The organism is Brenneria izbisi, assembly GCF_025840185.1.
Lineage (GTDB): Bacteria > Pseudomonadota > Gammaproteobacteria > Enterobacterales > Enterobacteriaceae > Brenneria > Brenneria izbisi.
In genome coordinates this window covers 203,271-225,435 of sequence record NZ_JAMPJU010000003.1, presented here as the reverse complement: position 1 = coordinate 225,435, position 22,165 = coordinate 203,271, and the positions used below count along the sequence as shown (strand labels likewise).

General features: G+C 53.8%; 20 protein-coding genes. 2 read left to right on the top strand and 18 right to left on the bottom strand.

All coding sequences use genetic code 11. The features are described 5' to 3' along the window. The first annotated feature begins 38 nt into the window (after window positions 1-38). Window positions 39-239: a DNA gyrase inhibitor YacG gene (gene yacG / locus NC856_RS06130; RefSeq protein ID WP_264089547.1), complete on the top strand. Its 201-nt coding sequence runs from the start codon at window positions 39-41 to the stop codon at window positions 237-239. Window positions 240-319: 80 nt separating this feature from the next. Here yacG and mutT read toward each other — a convergent pair whose 3' ends face one another. From mutT to secM, 3 genes are all read right to left on the bottom strand, one after another. Then, window positions 320-715, bottom strand: coding sequence for an 8-oxo-dGTP diphosphatase MutT (gene mutT, locus NC856_RS06125; protein WP_318841725.1), 396 nt, complete (start codon window positions 713-715; stop codon window positions 320-322). Between the two features lie 163 nt (window positions 716-878). After that, entirely contained in the window at window positions 879-3,578 is a 2,700-nt protein-coding gene (secA, locus tag NC856_RS06120) for a preprotein translocase subunit SecA (protein ID WP_264089545.1), read from the bottom strand. A 99-nt stretch (window positions 3,579-3,677) separates the two neighbouring features. After that, complete coding sequence (gene secM / locus NC856_RS06115) at window positions 3,678-4,190, bottom strand: secA translation cis-regulator SecM (RefSeq protein WP_264089544.1); 513 nt, start codon at window positions 4,188-4,190, stop codon at window positions 3,678-3,680. 30 nt (window positions 4,191-4,220) lie between these two features. On the opposite strand from secM, the gene NC856_RS06110 reads away from it, so the two are divergent. Further along, window positions 4,221-4,748, top strand: coding sequence for a DUF721 domain-containing protein (locus tag NC856_RS06110; RefSeq protein ID WP_264089543.1), 528 nt, complete (start codon window positions 4,221-4,223; stop codon window positions 4,746-4,748). Window positions 4,749-4,760: 12 nt separating this feature from the next. Here NC856_RS06110 and lpxC read toward each other — a convergent pair whose 3' ends face one another. The 15 genes from lpxC to rsmH form a co-directional block, all read right to left on the bottom strand. Beyond that, window positions 4,761-5,678, bottom strand: a complete 918-nt coding sequence (lpxC, locus tag NC856_RS06105; protein ID WP_264089681.1) for a UDP-3-O-acyl-N-acetylglucosamine deacetylase — start codon at window positions 5,676-5,678, stop codon at window positions 4,761-4,763. Window positions 5,679-5,780: 102 nt separating this feature from the next. Further along, window positions 5,781-6,932 (bottom strand): cell division protein FtsZ, encoded by a 1,152-nt coding sequence (gene ftsZ, locus NC856_RS06100; protein ID WP_264089542.1) that lies wholly within the window; start codon window positions 6,930-6,932, stop codon window positions 5,781-5,783. A gap of 68 nt (window positions 6,933-7,000) precedes the next feature. Continuing rightward, window positions 7,001-8,257, bottom strand: a complete 1,257-nt coding sequence (gene ftsA, locus NC856_RS06095) for a cell division protein FtsA (protein ID WP_264089541.1) — start codon at window positions 8,255-8,257, stop codon at window positions 7,001-7,003. After that, window positions 8,254-9,126: a cell division protein FtsQ gene (gene ftsQ, locus NC856_RS06090; protein WP_264089540.1), complete on the bottom strand. Its 873-nt coding sequence runs from the start codon at window positions 9,124-9,126 to the stop codon at window positions 8,254-8,256. Before ftsQ ends, ftsA begins: the two co-directional genes overlap by 4 nt. Before the next feature lies 1 nt (window position 9,127). Further along, a complete protein-coding gene (locus NC856_RS06085) occupies window positions 9,128-10,048 on the bottom strand; it encodes a D-alanine--D-alanine ligase (RefSeq protein ID WP_264089539.1) in 921 nt (306 codons plus the stop codon). Further along, entirely contained in the window at window positions 10,045-11,517 is a 1,473-nt protein-coding gene (gene murC, locus NC856_RS06080; protein WP_264089538.1) for a UDP-N-acetylmuramate--L-alanine ligase, read from the bottom strand. Before murC ends, NC856_RS06085 begins: the two co-directional genes overlap by 4 nt. A gap of 83 nt (window positions 11,518-11,600) precedes the next feature. Beyond that, a complete protein-coding gene (gene murG, locus NC856_RS06075; protein ID WP_264089537.1) occupies window positions 11,601-12,692 on the bottom strand; it encodes an undecaprenyldiphospho-muramoylpentapeptide beta-N-acetylglucosaminyltransferase in 1,092 nt (363 codons plus the stop codon). Continuing rightward, on the bottom strand, window positions 12,689-13,891 hold the full coding sequence (gene ftsW / locus NC856_RS06070; protein ID WP_264089536.1) for a cell division protein FtsW: 1,203 nt from the start codon (window positions 13,889-13,891) through the stop codon (window positions 12,689-12,691). The genes murG and ftsW overlap by 4 nt, the downstream gene beginning before the upstream one ends. Next, window positions 13,891-15,207, bottom strand: coding sequence for a UDP-N-acetylmuramoyl-L-alanine--D-glutamate ligase (gene murD, locus NC856_RS06065; protein ID WP_264089535.1), 1,317 nt, complete (start codon window positions 15,205-15,207; stop codon window positions 13,891-13,893). The genes ftsW and murD overlap by 1 nt, the downstream gene beginning before the upstream one ends. A 3-nt stretch (window positions 15,208-15,210) precedes the next feature. Next, window positions 15,211-16,293, bottom strand: coding sequence for a phospho-N-acetylmuramoyl-pentapeptide-transferase (gene mraY, locus NC856_RS06060; RefSeq protein ID WP_264089534.1), 1,083 nt, complete (start codon window positions 16,291-16,293; stop codon window positions 15,211-15,213). Next, window positions 16,287-17,648, bottom strand: coding sequence for a UDP-N-acetylmuramoyl-tripeptide--D-alanyl-D-alanine ligase (gene murF / locus NC856_RS06055; protein ID WP_264089533.1), 1,362 nt, complete (start codon window positions 17,646-17,648; stop codon window positions 16,287-16,289). Before murF ends, mraY begins: the two co-directional genes overlap by 7 nt. Beyond that, window positions 17,645-19,132, bottom strand: coding sequence for a UDP-N-acetylmuramoyl-L-alanyl-D-glutamate--2,6-diaminopimelate ligase (gene murE / locus NC856_RS06050; protein WP_264089532.1), 1,488 nt, complete (start codon window positions 19,130-19,132; stop codon window positions 17,645-17,647). Before murE ends, murF begins: the two co-directional genes overlap by 4 nt. Next, window positions 19,119-20,882, bottom strand: a complete 1,764-nt coding sequence (locus NC856_RS06045; RefSeq protein ID WP_264089531.1) for a peptidoglycan glycosyltransferase FtsI — start codon at window positions 20,880-20,882, stop codon at window positions 19,119-19,121. Before NC856_RS06045 ends, murE begins: the two co-directional genes overlap by 14 nt. A 22-nt stretch (window positions 20,883-20,904) precedes the next feature. Further along, entirely contained in the window at window positions 20,905-21,225 is a 321-nt protein-coding gene (ftsL, locus tag NC856_RS06040) for a cell division protein FtsL (RefSeq protein ID WP_264089530.1), read from the bottom strand. Next, complete coding sequence (gene rsmH, locus NC856_RS06035; protein ID WP_264089529.1) at window positions 21,222-22,163, bottom strand: 16S rRNA (cytosine(1402)-N(4))-methyltransferase RsmH; 942 nt, start codon at window positions 22,161-22,163, stop codon at window positions 21,222-21,224. Before rsmH ends, ftsL begins: the two co-directional genes overlap by 4 nt. Window positions 22,164-22,165 lie beyond the last annotated feature (2 nt).

Sequence of the window (22,165 nt, the reverse complement as noted above, 5' to 3'; positions counted from 1 at the left end):
TCAATACATGAATAAGGGAATTTGTCAGGAGAAATTAGATGGATAATGAGATCACAACGGTGCAATGCCCGACCTGCAAAAAACCGGTAGAATGGACTGCACAGAGCATTTATCGGCCATTTTGCAGTAAACGCTGCCAGCTAATTGACCTTGGTGAATGGGCTGATGAAGAGAAACGCATCCCCAGCGATGATATCATTTCAGACAGTGAAGACTGGAGCGGCGACCAGCAACACTAAGCTTATCGCCCTGGTTCGGGGAGTCTGGCCGAATTCAGATACCGTACGAAAAAGTATCTGAATTTGCCAGAGCGGATCTGTCAGTTGGATTTTAACCAGCGGATTATTTCCGCATTCGCTGGCGGAAACTCGTCTTCCTTCAATTCATCCACACTCACCCAGCGAGAGGCCTGTCCTTCGCGACCATAGGGTTCGCCTTGCCAGCTTTCCACCAGAAAAAAGTGCAGCGTAATAATACGCTCTGAGGTAGCAAACGACTTTTCCCCCAACGGCGTCGGGTTCGAGGCTTCAATTCCGGCCTCTTCACGCAGTTCACGAATTAACGCCTGCTCAGACGTTTCACCCTCTTCCACTTTTCCGCCGGGAAATTCCCACATGCCAGCCATGTGAACGCCATCTGGACGACGAGCAATAAAAAACCGTTGCTCCGCGTTACGAATGATCCCCACCGCAACCGATAACTGTTTTTGCATCATGATACTTCCTATCAAGCAAAAGGCGGTTATACCCGTTACTTTTCAAATGTTGGCGCGTTGACTGCTCAAATTCTTTCCCGCTGAATTTGTTACTCGGTTGCCGCCTCTTGAAATTTATTGGGTATATCACCGCCTTTTCATTATGACCCTAATACTGCTTGCGTTATTTCTGTAAACGACCGTGACATTGCTTATACTTTTTACCCGATCCGCAAGGACAAGGATCATTGCGGCCAATTTTACGATCGGCATGTACCGGGGCAGCGGCAAGGATCTCTTCTTCCTGATGACTCAGTTGCTGCTGGCGAGCCAGACGCTCAGCATCTTCACGGCGCTGCTGCTCCAGTGCTTCAATCTCTTCCGGCATGCGAACCTGCACTTTACTCAATGTGCTAATCACTTCATATTTCAGTGATTCCAGCATAGCCGCAAACATTGAGAACGACTCACGTTTGTATTCCTGTTTGGGGTCCTTCTGGGCATAACCACGCAGATGAATACCCTGACGCAGATAATCCATCGCCGCCAAATGCTCCTTCCAGAGGGAATCCAGCGTTTGCAGCATCACGCCTTTCTCGAAGTTGCGCATGACTTCGCTGCCCACAATCGCTTCTTTGCGCTGGTACATGTCGATCGCCTGTTGGAAAATACGCTCGCGCAGCGTTTCTTCATGCAACTCTGGTTCTTTGTCCAACCACTCTTTAATCGGCATATCCAGGTCAAAATCATTTTTCAGCCGCTGTTCCAGACCTTCCGTATCCCACATTTCTTCCAGAGACTGCGGCGGTATATAGCTGTCGATGGTTACCTTGAATACATCTTCACGAATGCTGTTGATGGTTTCACTGATATCGGAAACATCCAGCAATTCATTACGCTGAGTATAAATTGCCCGACGTTGATCGTTGGCGACATCATCATACTCAAGCAATTGCTTACGAATATCGAAGTTGCGGCTTTCCACTTTACGCTGCGCGTTGGCGATCGCTTTGGTTACCCAGGGGTGCTCAATCGCCTCGCCCGGTTTCATCCCAAGCTTACGCATCATGTTGGACACGCGGTCGGAGGCAAAGATACGCATCAACGCATCTTCCATCGACAGATAGAAACGAGAAGACCCCGGATCCCCCTGACGACCGGAACGACCGCGTAACTGGTTATCGATACGGCGGGATTCATGGCGCTCAGTACCAATGATATGCAAACCGCCCGCTGCCAGCACCGCATCGTGACGCTCCTGCCAGGCTGCCTTGATTGCCGCGATTTGTTCTTCATCCGGGTTGTCCAGATGGTCGATTTCAGCCTGCCAGCTACCGCCCAGCACAATATCCGTACCACGACCGGCCATGTTGGTGGCAATGGTGACCGCGCCGCTCTGACCGGCCTGAGCGACAATATCCGCTTCCATCGCATGGAATTTGGCGTTCAACACGCTATGCTTAATGTCCGCTTTTTCCAGCGCATGAGAAATCACTTCCGATTTCTCAATGGAAATTGTCCCTACCAGAACAGGCTGACCCTTTTCGGTACGCTCTTTGATATCTTCAATGATCGCATCAATTTTCTCTTGTTCCGTCATATAAACCAGATCGGGCAAATCCTTACGGATCATCGGACGATTGGTTGGTACAACAATCGTATCCAGCTTATAAATGGAACTGAACTCAAATGCTTCGGTATCCGCCGTACCGGTCATCCCGGCCAGTTTTTCATACAGACGGAAATAGTTTTGGAACGTGATGGAAGCGAGCGTCTGGTTTTCGTTCTGAATCGTCACATGCTCCTTCGCTTCCACCGCCTGATGCAGACCATCAGACCAGCGACGCCCCTGCATGGTACGGCCAGTGTGCTCATCAACGATGATGACCTCACCGTCTTTGACGATGTAATCCACATCACGGGTAAACAGCACATGAGCACGCAACGCGGCGGTCACATGGTGCATCAGCATAATGTTCGTCGGCGAGTACAACGATTCGCCTTCGTCCATGATGCCTTCTTTAACCAGCAACTCTTCGACTAGCACCAGACCGCGTTCGGTAAGGTTAACCTGGCGGGATTTCTCATCAACGGAAAAGTGGCCTTCACCGTGGAAGGTATCGGAATCCTCTTTTTCCTGCCGGATCAGATGCGGGATGATCTTATTCACCCGAGTATAAAGCTCGGAACTGTCTTCGGCAGGACCGGAAATAATCAGTGGCGTGCGCGCTTCGTCGATCAGAATGGAGTCAACCTCATCCACCAATGCATAATACAATTTACGCTGAACGCGATCTTCCGGGCTGAACGCCATGTTGTCACGAAGATAGTCAAAACCATATTCGTTGTTGGTGCCGTAAGTAATATCCGCCGCGTAAGCTTCGCGTTTCGCTGGGGCCGGCATGCCAGGCAGGTTGATCCCGACGCTCAGTCCGAGGAATTCAAACAGCGGACGGTTATTTTCGGCGTCACGTTGTGCCAGATAGTCGTTCACCGTCACCACATGTACGCCGCGCCCTGTCAACGCATTGAGGTAAGCGGGCAAAGTCGCCGTCAGCGTTTTACCTTCACCGGTGCGCATTTCTGCGATGCAGCGCTCGTTCAATACCATCCCGCCGATAAGCTGTACATCAAAATGGCGCATGCCAAATACACGCTTACTGGCTTCGCGAACCACCGCAAAAGCTTCCGGCAACAGGCTCTCCAACGCTTCGCCTTTCTCCAGACGGGCGCGAAACTCAATCGTTTTCGCTTTCAGTTCTTCATCCGAAAGCGCTTCCATCGCCGGTTCCAGGCGGTTAATCACGTCCACGTTTTTGCGCATGCGGCGCAAGGTGCGATCGTTACGGCTACCAAAAATTTTGGTGAGTATATTCATGACCATAATAGTTTTAATCTCAAAAATGCCACTCATCCAGCGGCTGCACAACATCAAAATGCTGGAGAAAATTTCTACAGCTATTAATTATCAATAACGTATTTTTCAGCGCTGGAAGTATGGGCCGGCACGAATGCCTTGCATCTGGGCTAGCCAGAGTCCCGCCTGATAACGAGTCGGGGAAAAAAAGGAAACGCGCCCGGTTTGATGAACGGCGGTGGGAGGTTTTTCTTCACGCGTTAACAGCGCATTAAGCGTGTCCAGCAACACCAACGAGTGCGGCTGTAGCTCATCAGCCTGCTGCGCATTAATTTGTTGTGGCGTCGTCAGTGCAAAAGAAAGGTGACGAATGACGGTACGAATGGCATGCTGATGCCAGTAATCCACACCAAAAGATGAACGGCGATGCGCCTCTTTCAGCGCCATGAGATCGGTAAGGCTGAGAGATACGCTATTCGGGCGGATGAAGCTGGACGCGGAATTTGGCATCGAAGCCAGATCCCGAGCATCATTCAAACTTGTCGGCAAGCCAAGACTCGCCGCGACCATCCCCAACAGGAGATGCGGCCAGAAATAACGTCTGCCAAAGTGTCGCCAACGATTTAGAATACCGATCACAAGTTTTTAACGTCCGTCGGAGCCTGATTTATGCGTGATAGTCGCCCACAATCACTGGAGTCCCTGTTTGATAACGCATCAGCGTCGGGCGCAGGTCCATTGCGTGATGTACAGCAACGCGCTATCGCCTTGCTAAAACTCAACCGCGCGGTACGCGGGTTGCTTCCTGCACAATTGCACCCATGGTGCCGCGTAGCAAATTATCGTCAAGGCCTGCTGGTTCTGGAAACCGCCAACGCTAACTGGTTGATGCGGTTACGTTATGAACAGCCCGCCTTGATCTCTGCATTACGCGCACAAATATTACCATCATTGGCTTCAATCGACATCAGGATTAATCCATCACTCGCCGCAAAAGGGCATGAAATCCTGAAAAATAACCATACACCGTCCACCAACGAGACACCGAGCAAGCCGTTGCGTCAGTTAAGCGAGCAAAGCGCGGAAACATTGAGAAGTCTGGCTGGACACAGCCCGGAGAAATTACGCAAGATACTAGAACGACTGGCTTCACTGGCCGGAGAGAGTACCAGTAAAACCAGTCGTAATAAAAAATGACGGCACTAAGCGTTACGCCAATACGGTTGACGGCGCTTTAAATGCCAACGGCATTTCAGCTTCGTCCTCAAAGGTGACGAATTCCCACGCTTCCTGCTTGGCCAGAACCGCCTGCAACAGTTTGTTATTCAAGGCATGGCCCGACTTAAATGCAGTAAAGGCGCCGATGATGTTATGACCACACATAAACAGGTCGCCGATGGCGTCCAGCATTTTATGGCGGACAAACTCATCTTCAAAACGTAAACCGTCTTCGTTCAGCACCCGATAATCGTCTACGACTATTGCACAATCGAAACTACCGCCCAGGCACAACCCACGAGACTGCAAGTATTCGATATCACGCATAAAACCGAAGGTACGCGCGCGGCTAATCTGGCGCACGAACGCATCAGCAGAGAAGTCCAGACGATAACGCTGGGAACCTGTATCAATAGCAGGGTGATTGAAATCGATGGTGAAGTCCAGATGGAAACCGTTGAACGGCGTCATCTCGGCCCATTTGTCGCCATCTTCAACACGCACTGGCTGTTTGATACGCACGAATTTCTTGGCGCTGTTCAGTTCTTCGATCCCAGCATCCAACAGCAGGTAAACGAAAGGACTGGCGCTGCCATCCATAATTGGAATTTCCGGTGCATCAACTTCAACGACAATATTGTCGATTCCCAACCCAGCCAAGGCTGCGTTAAGATGCTCCACCGTAGAAATACGCACGTCATGCTCATTAACCAGGCAAGTACAGAGCATGGTATCACGCACGGATTTTGCATCAGCCGGAAAATCAACCGGGGGATTCAAGTCAGTGCGACGATAGATGACCCCGGTATTCGCCGGTGCAGGACGCATGGTCAGGGTGACTTTCTTGCCGGTATGTAAACCGACCCCTGTCGCCTGAACAATACGCTTTAATGTACGTTGTTTGATCATCATTTTATCTCGCATATTACTGAACCTACCGACCTAGTATACACCAGGCCCGGTGGGACAGTTTAGCACAAAGAGCGGAGATTCCAACGTTATACGGCAGTATTAATCCGCCTGCTTACGCAAAAACGCTGGGATATCCAGATAGTCTGGCTCTTTATTGGTTTGCGGGTTCTGGTCGTTAACCACCTTCGCAACCGGTTTTTCCTGAGTCAGCGGCGTCATGCCATGTTGCTGATAGCGATGATCCATCACTGGCTGACTTGACTGTTTATTGGTCACCAGTGTGATTTCAGGACGTTTGTCCATGCCGATACCCGTCGCCACGACAGTGACGCGCAGTTCATCGTTCATTTCAGGATCAAGGGAAGTACCGATAACCACTGTCGCATTGTCGGAAGCGAAGGCGCGAATCGTATTACCCACCGTTTCAAATTCATCCAGACGCAGGTCGAAACCAGCGGTGATGTTAACCAGCACGCCGCGGGCGCCAGACAGATCGATATCTTCCAGCAATGGACTGGAGATCGCCATTTCCGCCGCTTCTTCCGCACGATCTTCACCACGCGCCACACCGGAACCCATCATGGCATAACCCATTTCGGACATCACGGTACGCACGTCTGCAAAGTCGACGTTCATCAGGCCGGGACGGGTAATCAATTCGGCGATACCCTGCACCGCGCCTTTCAATACATCGTTGGCCGCGCCGAACGCATCCAGCAGAGAAATACCGCGCCCCAAGACTTTCAGCAGTTTGTCGTTTGGAATGGTGATCAGGGAGTCGACATGCTTGGACAGTTCGGCGATACCCTGTTCAGCAAAAGCCATACGCTTTTTGCCTTCAAAATTGAAAGGTTTGGTCACGACGGCTACCGTCAGAATTCCCAAATCTTTCGCCACTTCCGCCACCACCGGCGCCGCGCCGGTGCCAGTACCGCCGCCCATGCCGGCGGCGATAAACACCATATCCGCGCCTTCAAGCGCAGTACGCAGTGCTTCACGATCTTCTTCCGCGGAATTACGACCGACTTCCGGGTTGGCGCCAGCCCCCAAACCTTTGGTAATTCCGCTGCCGATCTGAATGGTCTGGCCGACAGCCGTCTTGCGCAATGCCTGCGCATCGGTATTGACCGCGAAGAATTCAACGCCCTCGATGCGCTCGCGCACCATGTGTTCGACAGCGTTGCCGCCACCGCCACCGACGCCGATGACTTTAATCACCGCGTCGTTGGTTAATTCCATAGGTTCAAACATAATTTCTCTCCGTTTTGTGCCTGTAACTGCGAGATCATAAACTGTGCCAGGTGATCTCTTTGATAAAATTAAAATTCTTTCCTCAACCAGCTATTGATCCGTTTGAACCAATTGCTCACTGAGGCACGTTTTTCGACTTCGTGCTCACCGCCAAGGTGAGACTCCTTGCCGTAGTGCAGTAACCCCACCGCTGTAGAGTAGTAAGGCTCCTGAGCGTAATCCGTCAGACCTGTAATATTTAGCGGCTGCCCTATACGCACCTGTGTATGGAATACACGCTGCGCACAAGCGGCCAACCCGTCGATTTGCGCGGCGCCACCGGTCAGTACAATACCCGCTGCCAGATGGTGCTTGACGCCTTGTTGACGTAACTGCTCCTGCAACTGTAAAAGTTCATCGTTTACCAAATTCAGCAATTCGGTATAACGTGGCTCAATCACTTCAGCCAATGTTTGCCGCTGCAAACTACGCGGCGGACGTCCCCCCACGCTTGGGACCTCCACATTTTCATCTTTACTGACAATCGCGCCCAATGCGCACCCGTGGCGAACCTTGATCGCTTCCGCATCTGTCGGCGGCGTACCGAACGCGTAAGCGATGTCGCTGGTGACCACATTGCCCGCATAAGGAATAACCTTGGTATGCCGCAGGGCGCCGCCGGTATACACCGCAATGTCCATCGTGCCGCCGCCGATATCCACCACGCACACGCCCAATTCGCGCTCATCTTCCGTCAATACGGCGTAGCTGGATGCCAGACCAGCGAAAATCAACTGATCCACTTTCAGGCCGCAGCGTTCCACCGCTTTGACAATATTCTTCGCCATATCGTTATGGCAGGTAATCAGGTGGACTTTGGCCTGCATCCGCACGCCGGATAATCCAACCGGATTTTTAATCCCTTCCTGATAGTCGATGGCATACTCCTGCGGGATCACATGGAGCACCCGGTGTTCGTCACGCACCCGCACGGACTTGGCGGTATGCACCACGCTTTCAACATCTTCCTGCGTCACTTCTTCTTCGGAAATAGGCACCATCCCTATTTCATTCTGGCAACTAATGTGTTTTCCCGATAGCGCCAGATACACGGAGGAGATCTGGCAATCCGCCATCAGTTCAGCCTGATCAATGGCGCGCTGCACACATTTGACGACAGATTCGAGATCGTTGACGCCGCCTTTATCCATACCGCGTGACGGGCAACTGCCCACACCGATAATATTGACCATGCCATCGGGCAGAACCTCCCCTACCAGCGCAGCCACTTTTGCTGTACCGATCTCCAGCCCAACTACCAGTTTTCTGTCCGTCGACTTGATCATTGTTGTTTAGCCTGTGCCTGATTTTGTTTCTGATTACTGTTCTGTTGCTGATCAATGTCTTTTTTCTGATCAACGCCTTGCTGATCAAGCAATGCCGGCGCCCAACCTACAGCCGCGCCAGAGTCATAACGCAAATCAACATAGCTGAGACGTTTGCTCTCGCCCTGCGCCTGCCGCTGCAACAAAGGATAAAGCTCAATAAAACGCGCCAGCCGCCGTTCCCGATCATCCCGTCCCAGTTCAAGACGGATGTCGTCTTCCAATCCCAGTTGCCACGAATGACGCGCACTCATCGCCACCATTTTTAGCGTAAACTTCCTTGCTGCCAGTACCTGGTTCATCGTCCGGTAACCCTCCAGCACATCGGTTTCACTTCCTTCCGGGCCATACAGTAACGGCATCTTGCGGTTCCCTATCCGCTCCGTGGGAACGCTGAAAGAATTGCCTTCAGCATCGACCATCAACAGGTCATTCCAACGGGCCACAGGCACATATTCAACCAGATGAATCTTTAATTCATCCGGCCACTGCTTACGAACACTGGCCTGTTTAATCCACGACAAACGTTCAATCTGCTGTTGAATAACATTCACATCCTGTGTCATGAACGTGCCGGGCGCCCCCAATGCCAGAATAGCCTGACGAATATCGTCATTGGTGGTGTACTGCCTTTCGCCTGTCACCACCATGCGCGACAAAGGCAAACGGCTGGTATCTTTCATCCACCCGACGACCATCCAGCCTCCCCAGATGATCGTCCCTATCACCATCAGCAGGAACAGGATTCCGGCCAACTGCCCCCCGTTGCTGCGACGCGACCTTTTCGCTTCCGGCTCTCGGCCACGTGTATTCAGCGCTGCCTGCGACATATCAGCCGGCCAACTCCAATACCTTTGCCACCAGTTGCGAGAAGCTCAGGCCGCGTTGACGTGCCGCCATCGGCACCAGACTGTGGCTTGTCATCCCCGGCGAGGTGTTCACCTCCAGCAGATAAAACGCGCCATCATTATCCATCATCAGGTCAACGCGTCCCCAGCCCCGGCAATCAAGGGCGCGGTACGCCGCCATCGACAACGCGGCCAGTTCCTGCTCTTTCTCGACTGACAAACCGCTTGGGCAGAAGTATTGGGTATCATCCGACAGATACTTCGCCTCGTAATCGTAGAACGTGCCCGCCGCCTGAATACGAATAGAGGGCAGGACTTCATCGCCAAGGATGGCGACGGTATATTCCGGGCCGCTCAGCCATTTCTCCACCAATACCTCGTCATCATGGCGGAACGCTTCTTCCATCGCCGCACGCAATTCGCTTTTCTGATTCACTTTGGTCATGCCAACACTGGAACCTTCGCGGCTTGGCTTCACAATCAGCGGCAATCCCAGATGCGCCAGCTTCGTCAGTAGTTCGTCCTGACTAAGCGCCGCGAATTGCCGGCGGCTCAACGCAACATACGGAGAAACCGGTAAGCCCGACGCTGTCCACACCAGTTTGGTGCGTAATTTATCCATCGTCAGCGCCGACGCCATTACGCCACTGCCGGTATAAGGCAATTGCAAAAATTCCAGAACGCCCTGCAATGTGCCGTCTTCACCACCACGACCGTGCAAAGCGATAAAGACTTTGGTAAATCCTTCATCTTTTAGCTGCGTGACGGGAAACTCACGCGTATCGACGGCGTGGGCATTAATTCCCGCCGCTTTCAGACCATCCAATACCGCCTGACCTGAAAGTAACGACACGTCGCGTTCAGCAGAGGTTCCACCAAGCAATACAGCAACTTTCTCCGTCATGATGTTCCTCGTTCACTTATCTGCGGCTGTAATCTGGCATCAGCCAACTTGCGGGCCAATTTGCCAATATTACCGGCGCCTTGAACCAAAATCAGATCACCACCGCGCAGGGCCTGTGACAGCAGTTCAGGCAAGGTATCCACATCCGTCACCAAAATAGGATCTATCTTACCCCGACCTCGAATGGTGCGGCACAGTGAGCGGCTATCCGCCCCTGGGATCGGCGATTCGCCCGCGGGATAAACTTCCAGCATCAACAGGACGTCCACCTGCGATAATACGTGTGCGAAATCGTCATACAGATCGCGGGTGCGCGTATAGCGGTGCGGCTGGAAAACCATCACCAAACGTCTGTCCGGCCAACCCGCCCGCGCTGCTTTAATCGTCGCGTCTACCTCTGTCGGGTGATGACCATAATCGTCCACCAGCATAGCGTTGCCAGGTTGCCCGTTTACCGTTTCGAGCGAGTATTCACCCAGAAAATCAAAACGACGTCCTGTTCCCTGAAAACGCTCCAGCGCACGCAGGATAGATTCATCATCGATCCCTTCATCCGTTGCAACCGCCACAGCCGCCGCCGCATTCAAGGCGTTGTGGCGGCCTGGCGCGTTCAATGTCACATGCAGCACCGGCTTATCCAGACGTTCCAGCGTGAAATGTCCCTGCGCCCCCAACTGTTGATAGCTGGCGACGCGCACATCGGCATCATCGCTGAATCCGTAAGTCGTGATATGACGCCCAACGCGTGGCAACAACTCCCGCACCACCGGATCGTCAATGCACATCACCGCCTGGCCGTAAAACGGCAAATTATGTAAAAAGTTAATGAACGTCTGCTTCAGGTTCTCAAAATCGCCCTGATAAGTATCCATATGGTCGGCTTCGATATTGGTGACTATCGCGACCATCGGTTGCAAATGCAGGAAAGACGCATCACTTTCATCTGCCTCGGCGATCAGATAGCGACTCGACCCCAGACGCGCATGCGCTCCCGCCGCCTTAACCAGACCACCGTTTACAAACGTGGGATCCAATCCCGCTTCGGCATAAATACTGGTGACCATCGCCGTCGTCGTGGTCTTGCCATGCGTTCCCGCAATCGCAATGCCGTGACGAAAACGCATTAACTCAGCCAGCATCTCGGCGCGACGAATCACCGGGATACGCGCTTCATGCGCAGCGACGATCTCCGGGTTATCCGCGGCGATCGCCGTGGATACCACCACCACGCTGGCATTCAGAACATTCTCGGCGCGATGGTGGAAATAAATCTGCGCGCCCAGTTCAGCCAACTGTTGCGTGACCGCATTAGGCGCCAGATCGGAACCGCTGATCTCATACCCCTCATTAGCCAACACTTCGGCGATACCACCCATACCGGCACCACCGATGCCGACAAAGTGTATGTGCCGGACGCGATGCATCTCAGGCACGATTGAACGTAGTTTCGCCAGTTGTTGAGTATTCACTTTTTTCTATCGCTACCTTGTTTCATCCCCGGCTCCACTATCGTCCGGCAATACTGTATAAATGAACCACTATTCATGAACCGCTATCCATGAACGACGCGAGTGATTCGGCTCTCCGCAGCGGCGCTCACTTCCGCCGCCACCCGCTCGGTGGCGTCTGGAATCGCTGCCGCCCGCGCCTGCCGCGCCATTTTCATCAATGTCGCGCGGTTCCAACCCGCCAGCGTGTCACTCAGGGCGTCAACGCTGAACTGCGGTTGTTCGATAATTTTTGCCGCGCCCACGTTCTCAAGCGGCAACGCGTTCCAATACTGCTGCCTGTCTTTGTGCTGAAACGGCACAAACAACGCCGGTAATCCAGCTGCGGCAATTTCACTGACCGTCAGCGCACCCGCACGGCATACCACGACATCCGCCCAGGCATAAGCCGCAGCCATGTCATCAATAAACTCGGTAATCTTGTGCTGCGGTTGGCCTGCTTGTTGATAAGCCTGCTCAACCTGCGACTGCGCGCCTTTACCGACCTGATGCCAAATCGTAATACTGTCGCCCAATCGGGCGGCCACGCCGGGCAGCGTCTGGTTGAGCACCCGCGCGCCCTGACTTCCGCCGACCACCAGCACCCGGATAGGGCCGGTACGGTCAGCCAACCGATATTCAGGCGCCGGTATTGCCAGCACATCCGCTCTCACCGGATTCCCCACCACCTCAGCGCCGGGAAACGCGCCGGGAAACGCCTGCAACACTTTTTTGGCGATGCGCGACAACCACCGGTTGGTCAGCCCGGCAATACCATTCTGTTCATGCAACACCACTGGTATACCGCACAACCAGGCCGCCAAACCGCCAGGACCGGAAACATAGCCGCCCATGCCCAGCACCACATCAGGCTTATATTCACGCATAATCGCCTGAGCCTGACGAACCGCGCGGAAGATGCGCAATGGCGCGCTTAACTGGGCGCCAAGCCCTTTGCCACGCAGCCCGGAAATACGGATGAAATCAATTTCAATACCATGCTGCGGAACCAAATCCGCTTCCATCCGATCCGCCGTCCCCAGCCAGCGTACCTGCCAGCCTTGCGCCATCAGATGATGCGCCACAGCCAGCCCAGGGAAAACATGCCCCCCGGTTCCGCCTGCCATCACCATCAAACGCTTGCCTTCGCTGCTCATCGGGCACTCCTCGTAAACGCCTGTGCTTTGGTCAGTCGCGTTTCAAAATCAATACGTAACAGTAAAACGATAGCCGTCGACATAATCAGCAGACTGGAACCACCGTAACTGATCAAGGGTAATGTCAGCCCTTTTGTCGGCAACATGCCGGAAGCCGCGCCCACATTCACCAACGTCTGGAAACTGAACCAGATACCAATGGCGCAGGCCAGAAAACCCGAAAAGCGCTGGTTAATCTCCAGCGCGCGCCGTCCGATGGACATCGCGCGAAAAGCGACGAAGAATATCATTAACAGCGCCAAAACCACACCGATATAGCCGAGTTCTTCGCCTAAAATAGAGAAAATAAAGTCGGTATGCGCTTCCGGCAGATATTCCAGTTTTTGCACGGAATTGCCCAATCCTTGTCCCCACAACTCGCCACGGCCAAACGCCATCAGGGACTGTGTCAACTGATAGCCGCTACCGAACGGATCTTCCCAGGGATTCCAGAAGGATGTGACGCGTCGCATCCGGTAAGGTTCGGCAACAATCAACAAGCCAACCGCGAACATGCCGCACCCGATAATCGCCAGGAACTGCCACAATTTCGCGCCCGCCAGAAACAACATCGCCAAGGTGGTAATAAACAGTACCACCACCGTTCCCAGATCAGGCTGAGCCAGCAGCAGCACCGCCAACACCACCATGACGCCCATCGGTTTGCAAAAACCCCAGAAGTTGTTACGTACTTCTTCCACTTTGCGCACCATGTAGCTGGAGAGATAACAAAACAGCGACAGTTTCGATAATTCCGCAGGCTGAATACGCAACGGCCCCAGAGAAATCCAGCGCGAAGCCCCGTTAACCGAACTCCCTACCACCAGCACCACCAACAACATCACCATTGACGCCAGCAGCAACACCGGGCTGTAACGCTGCCAGATTTCCATCGGCACGCGAAGCGTCACTAACGCCAGGGCAAACGCCAGCCCCAGATACAAGGCATCGCGCTTGGCGAACAGGAATGGATCGCTGGCAAGACGTTGTCCAACCGGCATCGATGCGGAAGTCACCATCACAAAGCCCGTTACCGCCAGCCCAAACGTCAGCCACACCAGCGTGCGGTCATACAGAACGATGCTCAGCGAATCGCTTTCACGCGTTCCCATGACCCAGCTTTTCAGACGTTCGATAAATGCCAGCCGGAAAAATCGCATCAGCCTAATTCCTCCGCAAGTCGGGCAAATTCCTCGCCCCGATGTTCAAAACTGCGGAATTGGTCAAGACTGGCGCAGGCCGGCGACAGCAAGACAAGGTCGCCCGGTTTCACCTGCGCCGCGATCAATTTCATGGCCTGTTCCATCGTTTCCGTCCGCTCCGCGATGTCAGGGCGTAAAGCCGCCAACCGCGCACCGTCGCGGCCAAAACAGTACAAACGGATAGTGTCGCCCTGGAAATAACGCAATAAAGGCGAGAAATCCGCGGATTTACCGTCGCCGCCCAACAACAAGTACAATGTTCCCTCGACCTGCAAACCGCTGAGCGCCGCTTCCGTGCTGCCGACATTGGTGGCTTTGGAGTCATTGATCCACCGGATGCCATTGCGCTCCCATACCTGTTGGAAACGGTGAGGCAAGCCTGTAAATGTCGTCAACGCCGTCAGCGCTGACGCGCGCGGAATACCGACGGCATCAGCCAATGCCAGCGCCGCCAACACATTGGTATAATTATGCTGTCCCACCAGTTTGAGCTCGCGGGTGTTCAGTACCCGCTCGCCTTTAATCCGCAGCCAGGTTTCCCCCTGCTGGCGGTTCAGATGATAATCACCAACGTCGACGCCGAAACTGACACAACGCATATCCGCGCCGCGGATCGGCATGGTCAACGCATCATCCGCATTCACCACACAGACGTTGGCATGTTCATAAATACGTAACTTAGCGGCACGATACTGCTGTAAACCAAGCGGGTAGCGGTTGGTATGGTCTTCGGTGACATTCAGGATCGTCGCGGCGGCAGCGTGCAGGCTGCGGGTGGTTTCCAACTGAAAGCTCGATAGTTCAAGCACATAGATCTGGTATTCTTGCTGCAATAATTGCAGGGCCGGTAAGCCGATATTACCGCCCACGCCAACCTGCCATCCAGCGGCCCGCGCCATTTCACCGACCAGCGTCGTCACCGTGCTTTTACCATTAGAACCGGTAATCGCCACAATCGGGGCCTGAGCCTCGCGGCAGAACAGTTCAATATCGCCCACAATCTCAATGCCCGCTTCCGCCGCCTCGCACAATATTGGCGTAGCCAGCGCCATTCCCGGACTGACCACAATCAGGTCGGCATCCATCAACCAATCATCGTTGAGAGCGCCCAGATGACGCTCCACCGTCAGCGGCAGTTTATCCAGCCCAGGCGGACTGATACGGGTATCCACCACGCGTGGCGTAACGCCGCGCGCGAGAAAGAAATCAACACAGGAGAGCCCGGTCAGCCCCAACCCGATAATGACCACTTTTTTACCCTGATAGTCCGCCATTTTTTACCGTACCTTCAGCGTTGCCAGGCCAATCAGCACCAGCATCAACGAAATAATCCAGAAACGCACAATCACTCGCGGTTCAGGCCAACCTTTAAGTTCATAATGATGATGAATCGGCGCCATGCGGAAAATCCGCTGACCACGCAGCTTAAAGGACCCGACCTGCAAAATGACCGATAGCGTCTCAACCACGAATACGCCGCCCATGATGACCAGTAAGAACTCCTGACGCAGCAGGACAGCGATCGTGCCTAATGCGCCGCCCAGCGCCAGAGAGCCGACATCGCCCATGAACACCTGCGCCGGATAAGTGTTGAACCACAGAAATCCCAGCCCTGCGCCGACCATCGCGGTACAAACCACCACGAGTTCACTGGCGTGGCGGATATAAGGAATATGCAGATAACCAGCGAAGTTCATGTTCCCGGTTGCCCAGGCAACCAACGCAAACCCGGCGGCGACAAACACAGTGGGCATAATCGCCAGGCCATCCAGCCCATCAGTCAGGTTTACCGCATTGCTGGTGCCGACAATGACAAAATAGGCCAGCGCGATATAGAGCAGCCCCAACTGAGGCATGATATCTTTAAAGAACGGCACCACCAGTTGAGTGGCCGGAGTATCTTTCCCAATCGCGTACATGACAAAGGCAACCAGCAGCGCGATGACGGATTGCCAGAAATACTTCCAGCGCGCAATCAACCCTTTGGTGTCTTTACGCACCACTTTGCGATAATCATCAACAAAACCGACCACGCCATATCCCGCCAGAACAAACAACACACACCAGACATAGGGATTGGAGAGGTTGACCCACATCAGCACCGAAATAATGATCGAGGCCAGGATCATTACCCCGCCCATGGTCGGCGTACCGCGCTTGCTGAAATGCGATTCAGGCCCTTCGTTACGAACAACCTGACCAATTTGCAATCGTTGTAACCAGGCAATCAAATGCGGTCCCATCCATAGGGAAATAACCAATGCGGTCAGCAGGCTGACAATGGCGCGGAACGTCAAATAGGAAAAGACGTTAAAGCCGGAATAAAGTTTGGCCAGATGCTCGGCCAGCCACACTAACATGTTGCATGCTCCTGTAATGCGTGTACCACCTGCTCCATCGCCGTACTACGGGAGCCTTTGACCAGTACGCTGATAATGTTATGTTCGGATATCAGTCCGTTAAGACGAGAAATCAGCGCGGGTTTATCCTGAAAATGCTCGCCCTCGCCGCTGGCGCGGCTAATCAGTTCACTCAATGTTCCCACACTTAATACTTTATCTATGCCAGCCACCCGCGCGGCTTCTCCGACCTGACGATGACATTCGGCGGCATCATCGCCCAACTCACCCATATCGCCCACCACCATCACGCGGTATCCCGGCATATCGGCCAGTACCTGCGCGGCGGCGGTCATCGATCCCACATTGGCGTTGTAACTGTCATCTAGCACTAACTTGCCGTCTGCCAGCACAATCGGGAACAACCGACCTGGAACCGCGTTAAGTTGCGCCAGACCGGTTTTCACCGCCGTCAGCGGCGCGCCGACCGACATCGCCAGCGCGCTGGCGGCCAATGCATTCGCCACGTTGTGACGCCCCGGCAAGGGCAAAACAACGTCCGTCTGCCCGAACGGAGTATGCAGATTAAAGCGTGTGCCTTGCGCCGAGGATTGCTCGTCGCTGGCGAAAAAGTCGATATCGTCAGCGGCTTGTGGTGAAAAGCGCCATACCGTTTTGTGGTTCAACATCGTCTGCCAATGGGGAAAGTCATGACTGTCAGCATTGATAATCGCCACGCCGTCAGCCGGCAGCCCGGCAAAAATCTCCCCTTTTGCCTGCGCCACGCCAGCCAGAGAACCAAATCCTGCCAGATGCGCCGCCGCGAGGTTATTAACCAGCGTCGTTTCGGGACGTACCAAATCAGTGGTATAGGCGATCTCGCCGATATGGTTAGCGCCCAGTTCAATCACAGCGAACCGATGTTCCGGCGTCAGGCGCAGTAACGTTAACGGCACGCCGATGTCGTTATTAAAATTGCCGGCGGTGTAAAGCACATCGCCACACTGACGCAAAATGGCCGCCGTCATTTCCTTGACTGACGTCTTACCGGAAGAACCGGTCAACGCCACGACGCGCGCCGTTGATTGCTCTCTTACCCACGCGCCGAGCTTGCCTAACGCCAGACGCGTATCCGGCACCAGCAACTGTGGCGCCTCGACTGGTAAGCGCTTACTGACCAACAGAGCCGCCGCGCCGTTTTTTACTGCATCTAATGCATAATCGTGCGCGTCAAATTTCTCGCCTTTTAACGCGATAAACAGGCATCCCGCGGATAATTTACGGGTATCCGTCGATACTTCATCGATATCAATGCTGTCGCCAATCAGTTGCGCGCTCAGCACGGAGGCAAGTTGTCGCAGGGAAACACGAATCATACGATCACCCCCAATAAACGAGCGACGGTAATCCGATCCGAGTAATCCAGCCGACGATCGCCAACCAGTTGGTAATCCTCATGTCCTTTACCCGCCACCAGCACAACATCATGTTCCTGCGCTTGCATAACAGCGCTGGTCACCGCCTCGGCGCGACCGTGGATCACCTGAACGCGGCCCGCATCCAGTAACCCTGCCATAATGTCCGCCACAATAGCCTGCGGCTCCTCGCTACGCGGATTGTCATCCGTGATCACCACCCGATCAGCCAACTGTTCCGCGATGCTCCCCATCAGTGGGCGCTTACCTTTATCGCGATCGCCACCGCAACCAAACACGCACCATAACTGTCCCTGGCAATGTAAACGTGCAGCTTCGAGCGCTTTCTCCAGCGCATCCGGGGTATGGGCATAGTCCACCACCACCGTCGGTTTACCTTCGGCATGGAATACTTCCATGCGACCGCACACCGGTTGCAGTTGCGCCCCGGCGGTAATCAACTGGCTTAACGGATATCCCAGCGACAGTAGCGTCGCTAATGCCAGCAGCATGTTGCTGACATTGAATGCGCCCATCAATTTGCTCTGAATCTCGCCTTGTCCCCAACTGGAATCGAAACGGATAACAGCGCCATTGTCGTGATAATCAATCGCCGTCGCTTTCAGCCAGCGGCCACGACAGCCAGGCACCAAATTGTTTTCCAGAGTAACGGCGACCGCATCGGGTAATTTTGCCAGCCAGCGACGTCCTGTTTCATCATCCGCATTGATAATCATCTGCCCAACGCGGTGATCGGCAAACAGCGACCATTTGGCCGCCTCATAACTTTCCATATCGCCATGATAATCCAGGTGATCACGGCTCAAATTGGTGAAGATGGCCGCCGCAAACGGTAATGCGGCGACCCGATGTTGCACCAGCCCGTGAGAAGAGACTTCCATCGCCGTAACGGAGGCGCCTTGATCGACCAGCTGACTCAGCATCTGCTGGACATCCACCGCGGAACCCGTGGTATTTTCAGCGGGTGCCACGCGCCCCAGCAAACCATTGCCCACCGTTCCCATCACTGAACTGGTTTCACCCAGCGCCTGGCTCCATTGCGCCAGCAGCTGCGTAGTGGTGGTTTTACCATTCGTTCCAGTCACGCCGATTAATTGCACTCGCTCCGCCGGTTGTTGGTAGAAACGTCCGGCCAGCGCCGAAAGACGCTGATTCAAATTGCTCAGATAAACCACCGGCACACCGTGCATTTCACGTACAGCGCCATCGCCAGCCTCGCCTTCAGCCTCGGCGACGATTGCCGCCACGCCTTGCGCAATTGCCTGCGGAATATAGCGCCGTCCATCCGTCTTGTGGCCGACAACGGCGACAAACAGATCCCCGGCAGCCGCAGCGCGGCTGTCTAATGTCATTTCCCGCAGCGCACACGCCGGTGTGTCTTGCACCCACGGCGCTAATAAATCGCGCAAATTACGATCTGCCACCTGACCCCTCTTCTCTGTTAATTACAAACTCATTCTTGTCATCGGAGGGTAATGCATCAGGTTCTACGTTCATTGTGCGTAAAACCCCTCCCATGATGGCGCCGAATACCGGAGCCGAAACCGCGCCGCCGTAATATTTTCCTGCCTGTGGATCGTTGATGACAACGACCAAAGCAAATCTTGGATTACTGGCAGGCGCAACGCCTGCGGTGTAGGCAATGTACTTGTTGATGTATTTACCATCCGGCCCGACCTTTTTTGCTGTACCGGTTTTTATGGCGATTCGATAGCCCTTGATAGCCGCTTTGGTGCCGCCGCCGCCAGGCAGCGCAACGCTTTCCATCATATGAACCACGGTTCTTACCAGCGCTTCGGGGAAAACACGTTCGCCGGGAACTGGTGGATCGACTTTGGTAATCGACAGCGGGCGGTAAACGCCAAAACTACCGATGGTGGCGTAGACTCGCGCTAACTGTAACGGCGTTACCATCAGTCCATAGCCGAAAGAAAAGGTGGCCCTCTCTATGTCAGACCACCGTTGTTTTTGCGGATATATGCCACTGCTTTCTCCGACCAACCCCAAATTGGTCGTTTTTCCTAATCCAAAACGTGAGTAAGTATCAACTAACGCAGAGGAAGGCATCGCCAACGCCAGCTTTGAAACCCCGACATTACTCGATTTCTGTAACACCCCGGTCAGCGTCAATTCGTTGTAGCGCGCGACATCTTTGATTTCATGACCATTAACGTAATACGGCAAGGTATTAAGAACGCTGTTTTCTTTTATGACGCCACGCTGTAGCGCGGTCATCACTACCATCGGTTTAACGGTGGAACCCGGTTCAAAAATATCGGTAATAGCCCGGTTGCGCATAATGTCTTTCGGCGTCCCCGCCAGATTATTCGGGTTGTAAGACGGGCTGTTCGCCATTGCCAGCACTTCACCGGTATTCACATCAACCAATACCGCAGAGCCGGATTCGGCTTTGTTAAATGCGACGGCATTGTTCAGTTCACGGTAGACCAGTGCCTGCAGGCGCTCATCAATACTCAGCGCCAGATTGTGGGCGGCCTGGCTGTCTATTGAGGAGATATCTTCGATCACCCGCCCAAACCGATCTTTGCGCACCGTTCTTTCACCCGGTTGCCCGGTGAGCCAACGATCGAAACTTTTCTCAACCCCTTCAATACCTTGCCCATCAATATTGGTGAAGCCAATCAGTTGGGAGGTCACCTGACCTGAGGGATAGTAGCGGCGTGATTCCTGACGAAGATTGATGCCAGGTAATTTAAGTTTGTGGATATATTCGCCGATGGCGGGGTTAACCTGGCGCGCAAGGTAGACAAAACGTCCGTTGGGATTGGCGTTAATCTTGGCGGCCATCTGGTCAAGAGGGATTTCCAGCGCATCAGAAAGTGCTTTCCAGCGCGTATCCAGCGTAATGCCGCCACGTTCATTCAATGCTTTCGGATCAGCCCAGACCGCATTTACCGGCACGCTCACCGCTAAGGGGCGTCCGGCGCGATCGCTAATCATACCGCGCGCGGTTGGCACTTCCTGCACTCGCAGGGAACGCATATCGCCTTCGCGAACCAGTTGATCAGGGTTAATCACCTGAAGATAAGCCGCACGCACCATCAGAGCAACCATGGCCAGTAGAATACAACTGCAAAGCAACGCAAAACGCCAGCTAACAAAGCTGGCTTGATCTTCCTGGCGCTTTAATCTTCCGCTACGGGCTGCTTTCATGCTGTATTGGCTGCCTATTAGTTCATTGCTTAACCACAATATTTTCCTGTGACGGATCGACATGCACCATTTGCAGCTTTTCCGTCGCGATCCGCTCTACGCGGCTATGATCCGCTAACGAGTTCTCTTCCAGAATCAGGTTACGCCACTCAATGTCCAGCGCGTCACGCTCCAACAGCAACTGTTCGCGCTCCGCCGTCAACAGCCGCGTCTTGTGTGCCGTTGTCACGACGAATACGGCCGATACCAGCACCGCAATCATCAACAACAAGGGCAGTTTGGCATGGCGCAGCAAATCTTCGCCGATAACGCCGACCAACCCGTGACGCTCATTGCCTATCATGCTGGTAATCTCTCGGCAAATCGCAGGACGGAACTGCGCGCACGCGGGTTTTCCGCGACTTCCTCAGCGGAAGGCATCATTTTCCCCACGGCTTTTAACGTTTGTCCGCCCTGACTACGCAACTGTTCTTCCGTCAGCGGCATACCAGCTGGTACTTGCGGACCACGGCTTTGATGACGGATGAAACGTTTGACAATTCGGTCTTCCAGCGAATGGAAACTGATCACCGACAAGCGGCCATGCGGCGCCAATACACTCAACGCTCCACTCAATGCCTGTTCTATCTCTTCGAGTTCGCTGTTGATATAAATTCGGATGGCCTGAAAACTGCGCGTCGCCGGGTGCTTGTGTTTTTCACGTATCGGGCTGGCGGCAGCAATCAGTTCCGCCAACGTTTTCGTCCGCGTCATAGGCTCGATACGGTTACGCTCGACGATGGCGCGGGCAATCCGCTTGGCGAAACGTTCTTCGCCAAAGGTTTTCAATACCCAGGCAATATCCTCGGCTTCCGCTTTCATCAGCCATTCGGCTGCGGACAATCCACGTGTGGGGTCCATACGCATATCCAACGGGCCATCGCGCATAAATGAAAAACCACGCTCAGGATCGTCCAACTGCGGCGAGGAAACGCCCAGATCCAGTAAAACGCCATCAATGCGACCGGTCAGATCACGTTCCGCCACGTAATCCTCAAGGGCGGAGAAAGGACCGTGAATAATGGAAAAACGGGGATCGTTTATCGCTTTAGCGGCTTCAATCGCCTGAGGATCGCGATCAATAGCCAGTAAACGCCCTTCCGGTCCCAATTGGGAAAGAATAAGGCGAGAGTGTCCGCCACGGCCAAATGTGCCGTCGATATAAATTCCGTTGCCGCGAATATTCAGACCGTTAACAGCCTCATCAAGCAGAACGGTGGTATGTTTATAATTTTCCAGCATGT

What these genes read in the sequence shown, in the direction of transcription:
- murD (WP_264089535.1), bottom strand. Translation starts at nt 15,207, where the DNA reads ATGGCGGACTATCAGGGTAAAAAAGTGGTCATTATCGGGTTGGGGCTG.
- NC856_RS06045 (WP_264089531.1), bottom strand. Translation starts at nt 20,882, where the DNA reads ATGAAAGCAGCCCGTAGCGGAAGATTAAAGCGCCAGGAAGATCAAGCC.
- ftsL (WP_264089530.1), bottom strand. Translation starts at nt 21,225, where the DNA reads ATGATAGGCAATGAGCGTCACGGGTTGGTCGGCGTTATCGGCGAAGAT.
- rsmH (WP_264089529.1), bottom strand. Translation starts at nt 22,163, where the DNA reads ATGCTGGAAAATTATAAACATACCACCGTTCTGCTTGATGAGGCTGTT.
- ftsZ (WP_264089542.1), bottom strand. Translation starts at nt 6,932, where the DNA reads ATGTTTGAACCTATGGAATTAACCAACGACGCGGTGATTAAAGTCATC.
- secA (WP_264089545.1), bottom strand. Translation starts at nt 3,578, where the DNA reads ATGGTCATGAATATACTCACCAAAATTTTTGGTAGCCGTAACGATCGC.
- lpxC (WP_264089681.1), bottom strand. Translation starts at nt 5,678, where the DNA reads ATGATCAAACAACGTACATTAAAGCGTATTGTTCAGGCGACAGGGGTC.
- mutT (WP_318841725.1), bottom strand. Translation starts at nt 715, where the DNA reads ATGATGCAAAAACAGTTATCGGTTGCGGTGGGGATCATTCGTAACGCG.
- murG (WP_264089537.1), bottom strand. Translation starts at nt 12,692, where the DNA reads ATGAGCAGCGAAGGCAAGCGTTTGATGGTGATGGCAGGCGGAACCGGG.
- mraY (WP_264089534.1), bottom strand. Translation starts at nt 16,293, where the DNA reads ATGTTAGTGTGGCTGGCCGAGCATCTGGCCAAACTTTATTCCGGCTTT.
- ftsW (WP_264089536.1), bottom strand. Translation starts at nt 13,891, where the DNA reads ATGCGATTTTTCCGGCTGGCATTTATCGAACGTCTGAAAAGCTGGGTC.
- murF (WP_264089533.1), bottom strand. Translation starts at nt 17,648, where the DNA reads ATGATTCGTGTTTCCCTGCGACAACTTGCCTCCGTGCTGAGCGCGCAA.
- yacG (WP_264089547.1), top strand. Translation starts at nt 39, where the DNA reads ATGGATAATGAGATCACAACGGTGCAATGCCCGACCTGCAAAAAACCG.
- NC856_RS06085 (WP_264089539.1), bottom strand. Translation starts at nt 10,048, where the DNA reads ATGACGGAGAAAGTTGCTGTATTGCTTGGTGGAACCTCTGCTGAACGC.
- ftsA (WP_264089541.1), bottom strand. Translation starts at nt 8,257, where the DNA reads ATGATCAAGTCGACGGACAGAAAACTGGTAGTTGGGCTGGAGATCGGT.
- NC856_RS06110 (WP_264089543.1), top strand. Translation starts at nt 4,221, where the DNA reads ATGCGTGATAGTCGCCCACAATCACTGGAGTCCCTGTTTGATAACGCA.
- ftsQ (WP_264089540.1), bottom strand. Translation starts at nt 9,126, where the DNA reads ATGTCGCAGGCAGCGCTGAATACACGTGGCCGAGAGCCGGAAGCGAAA.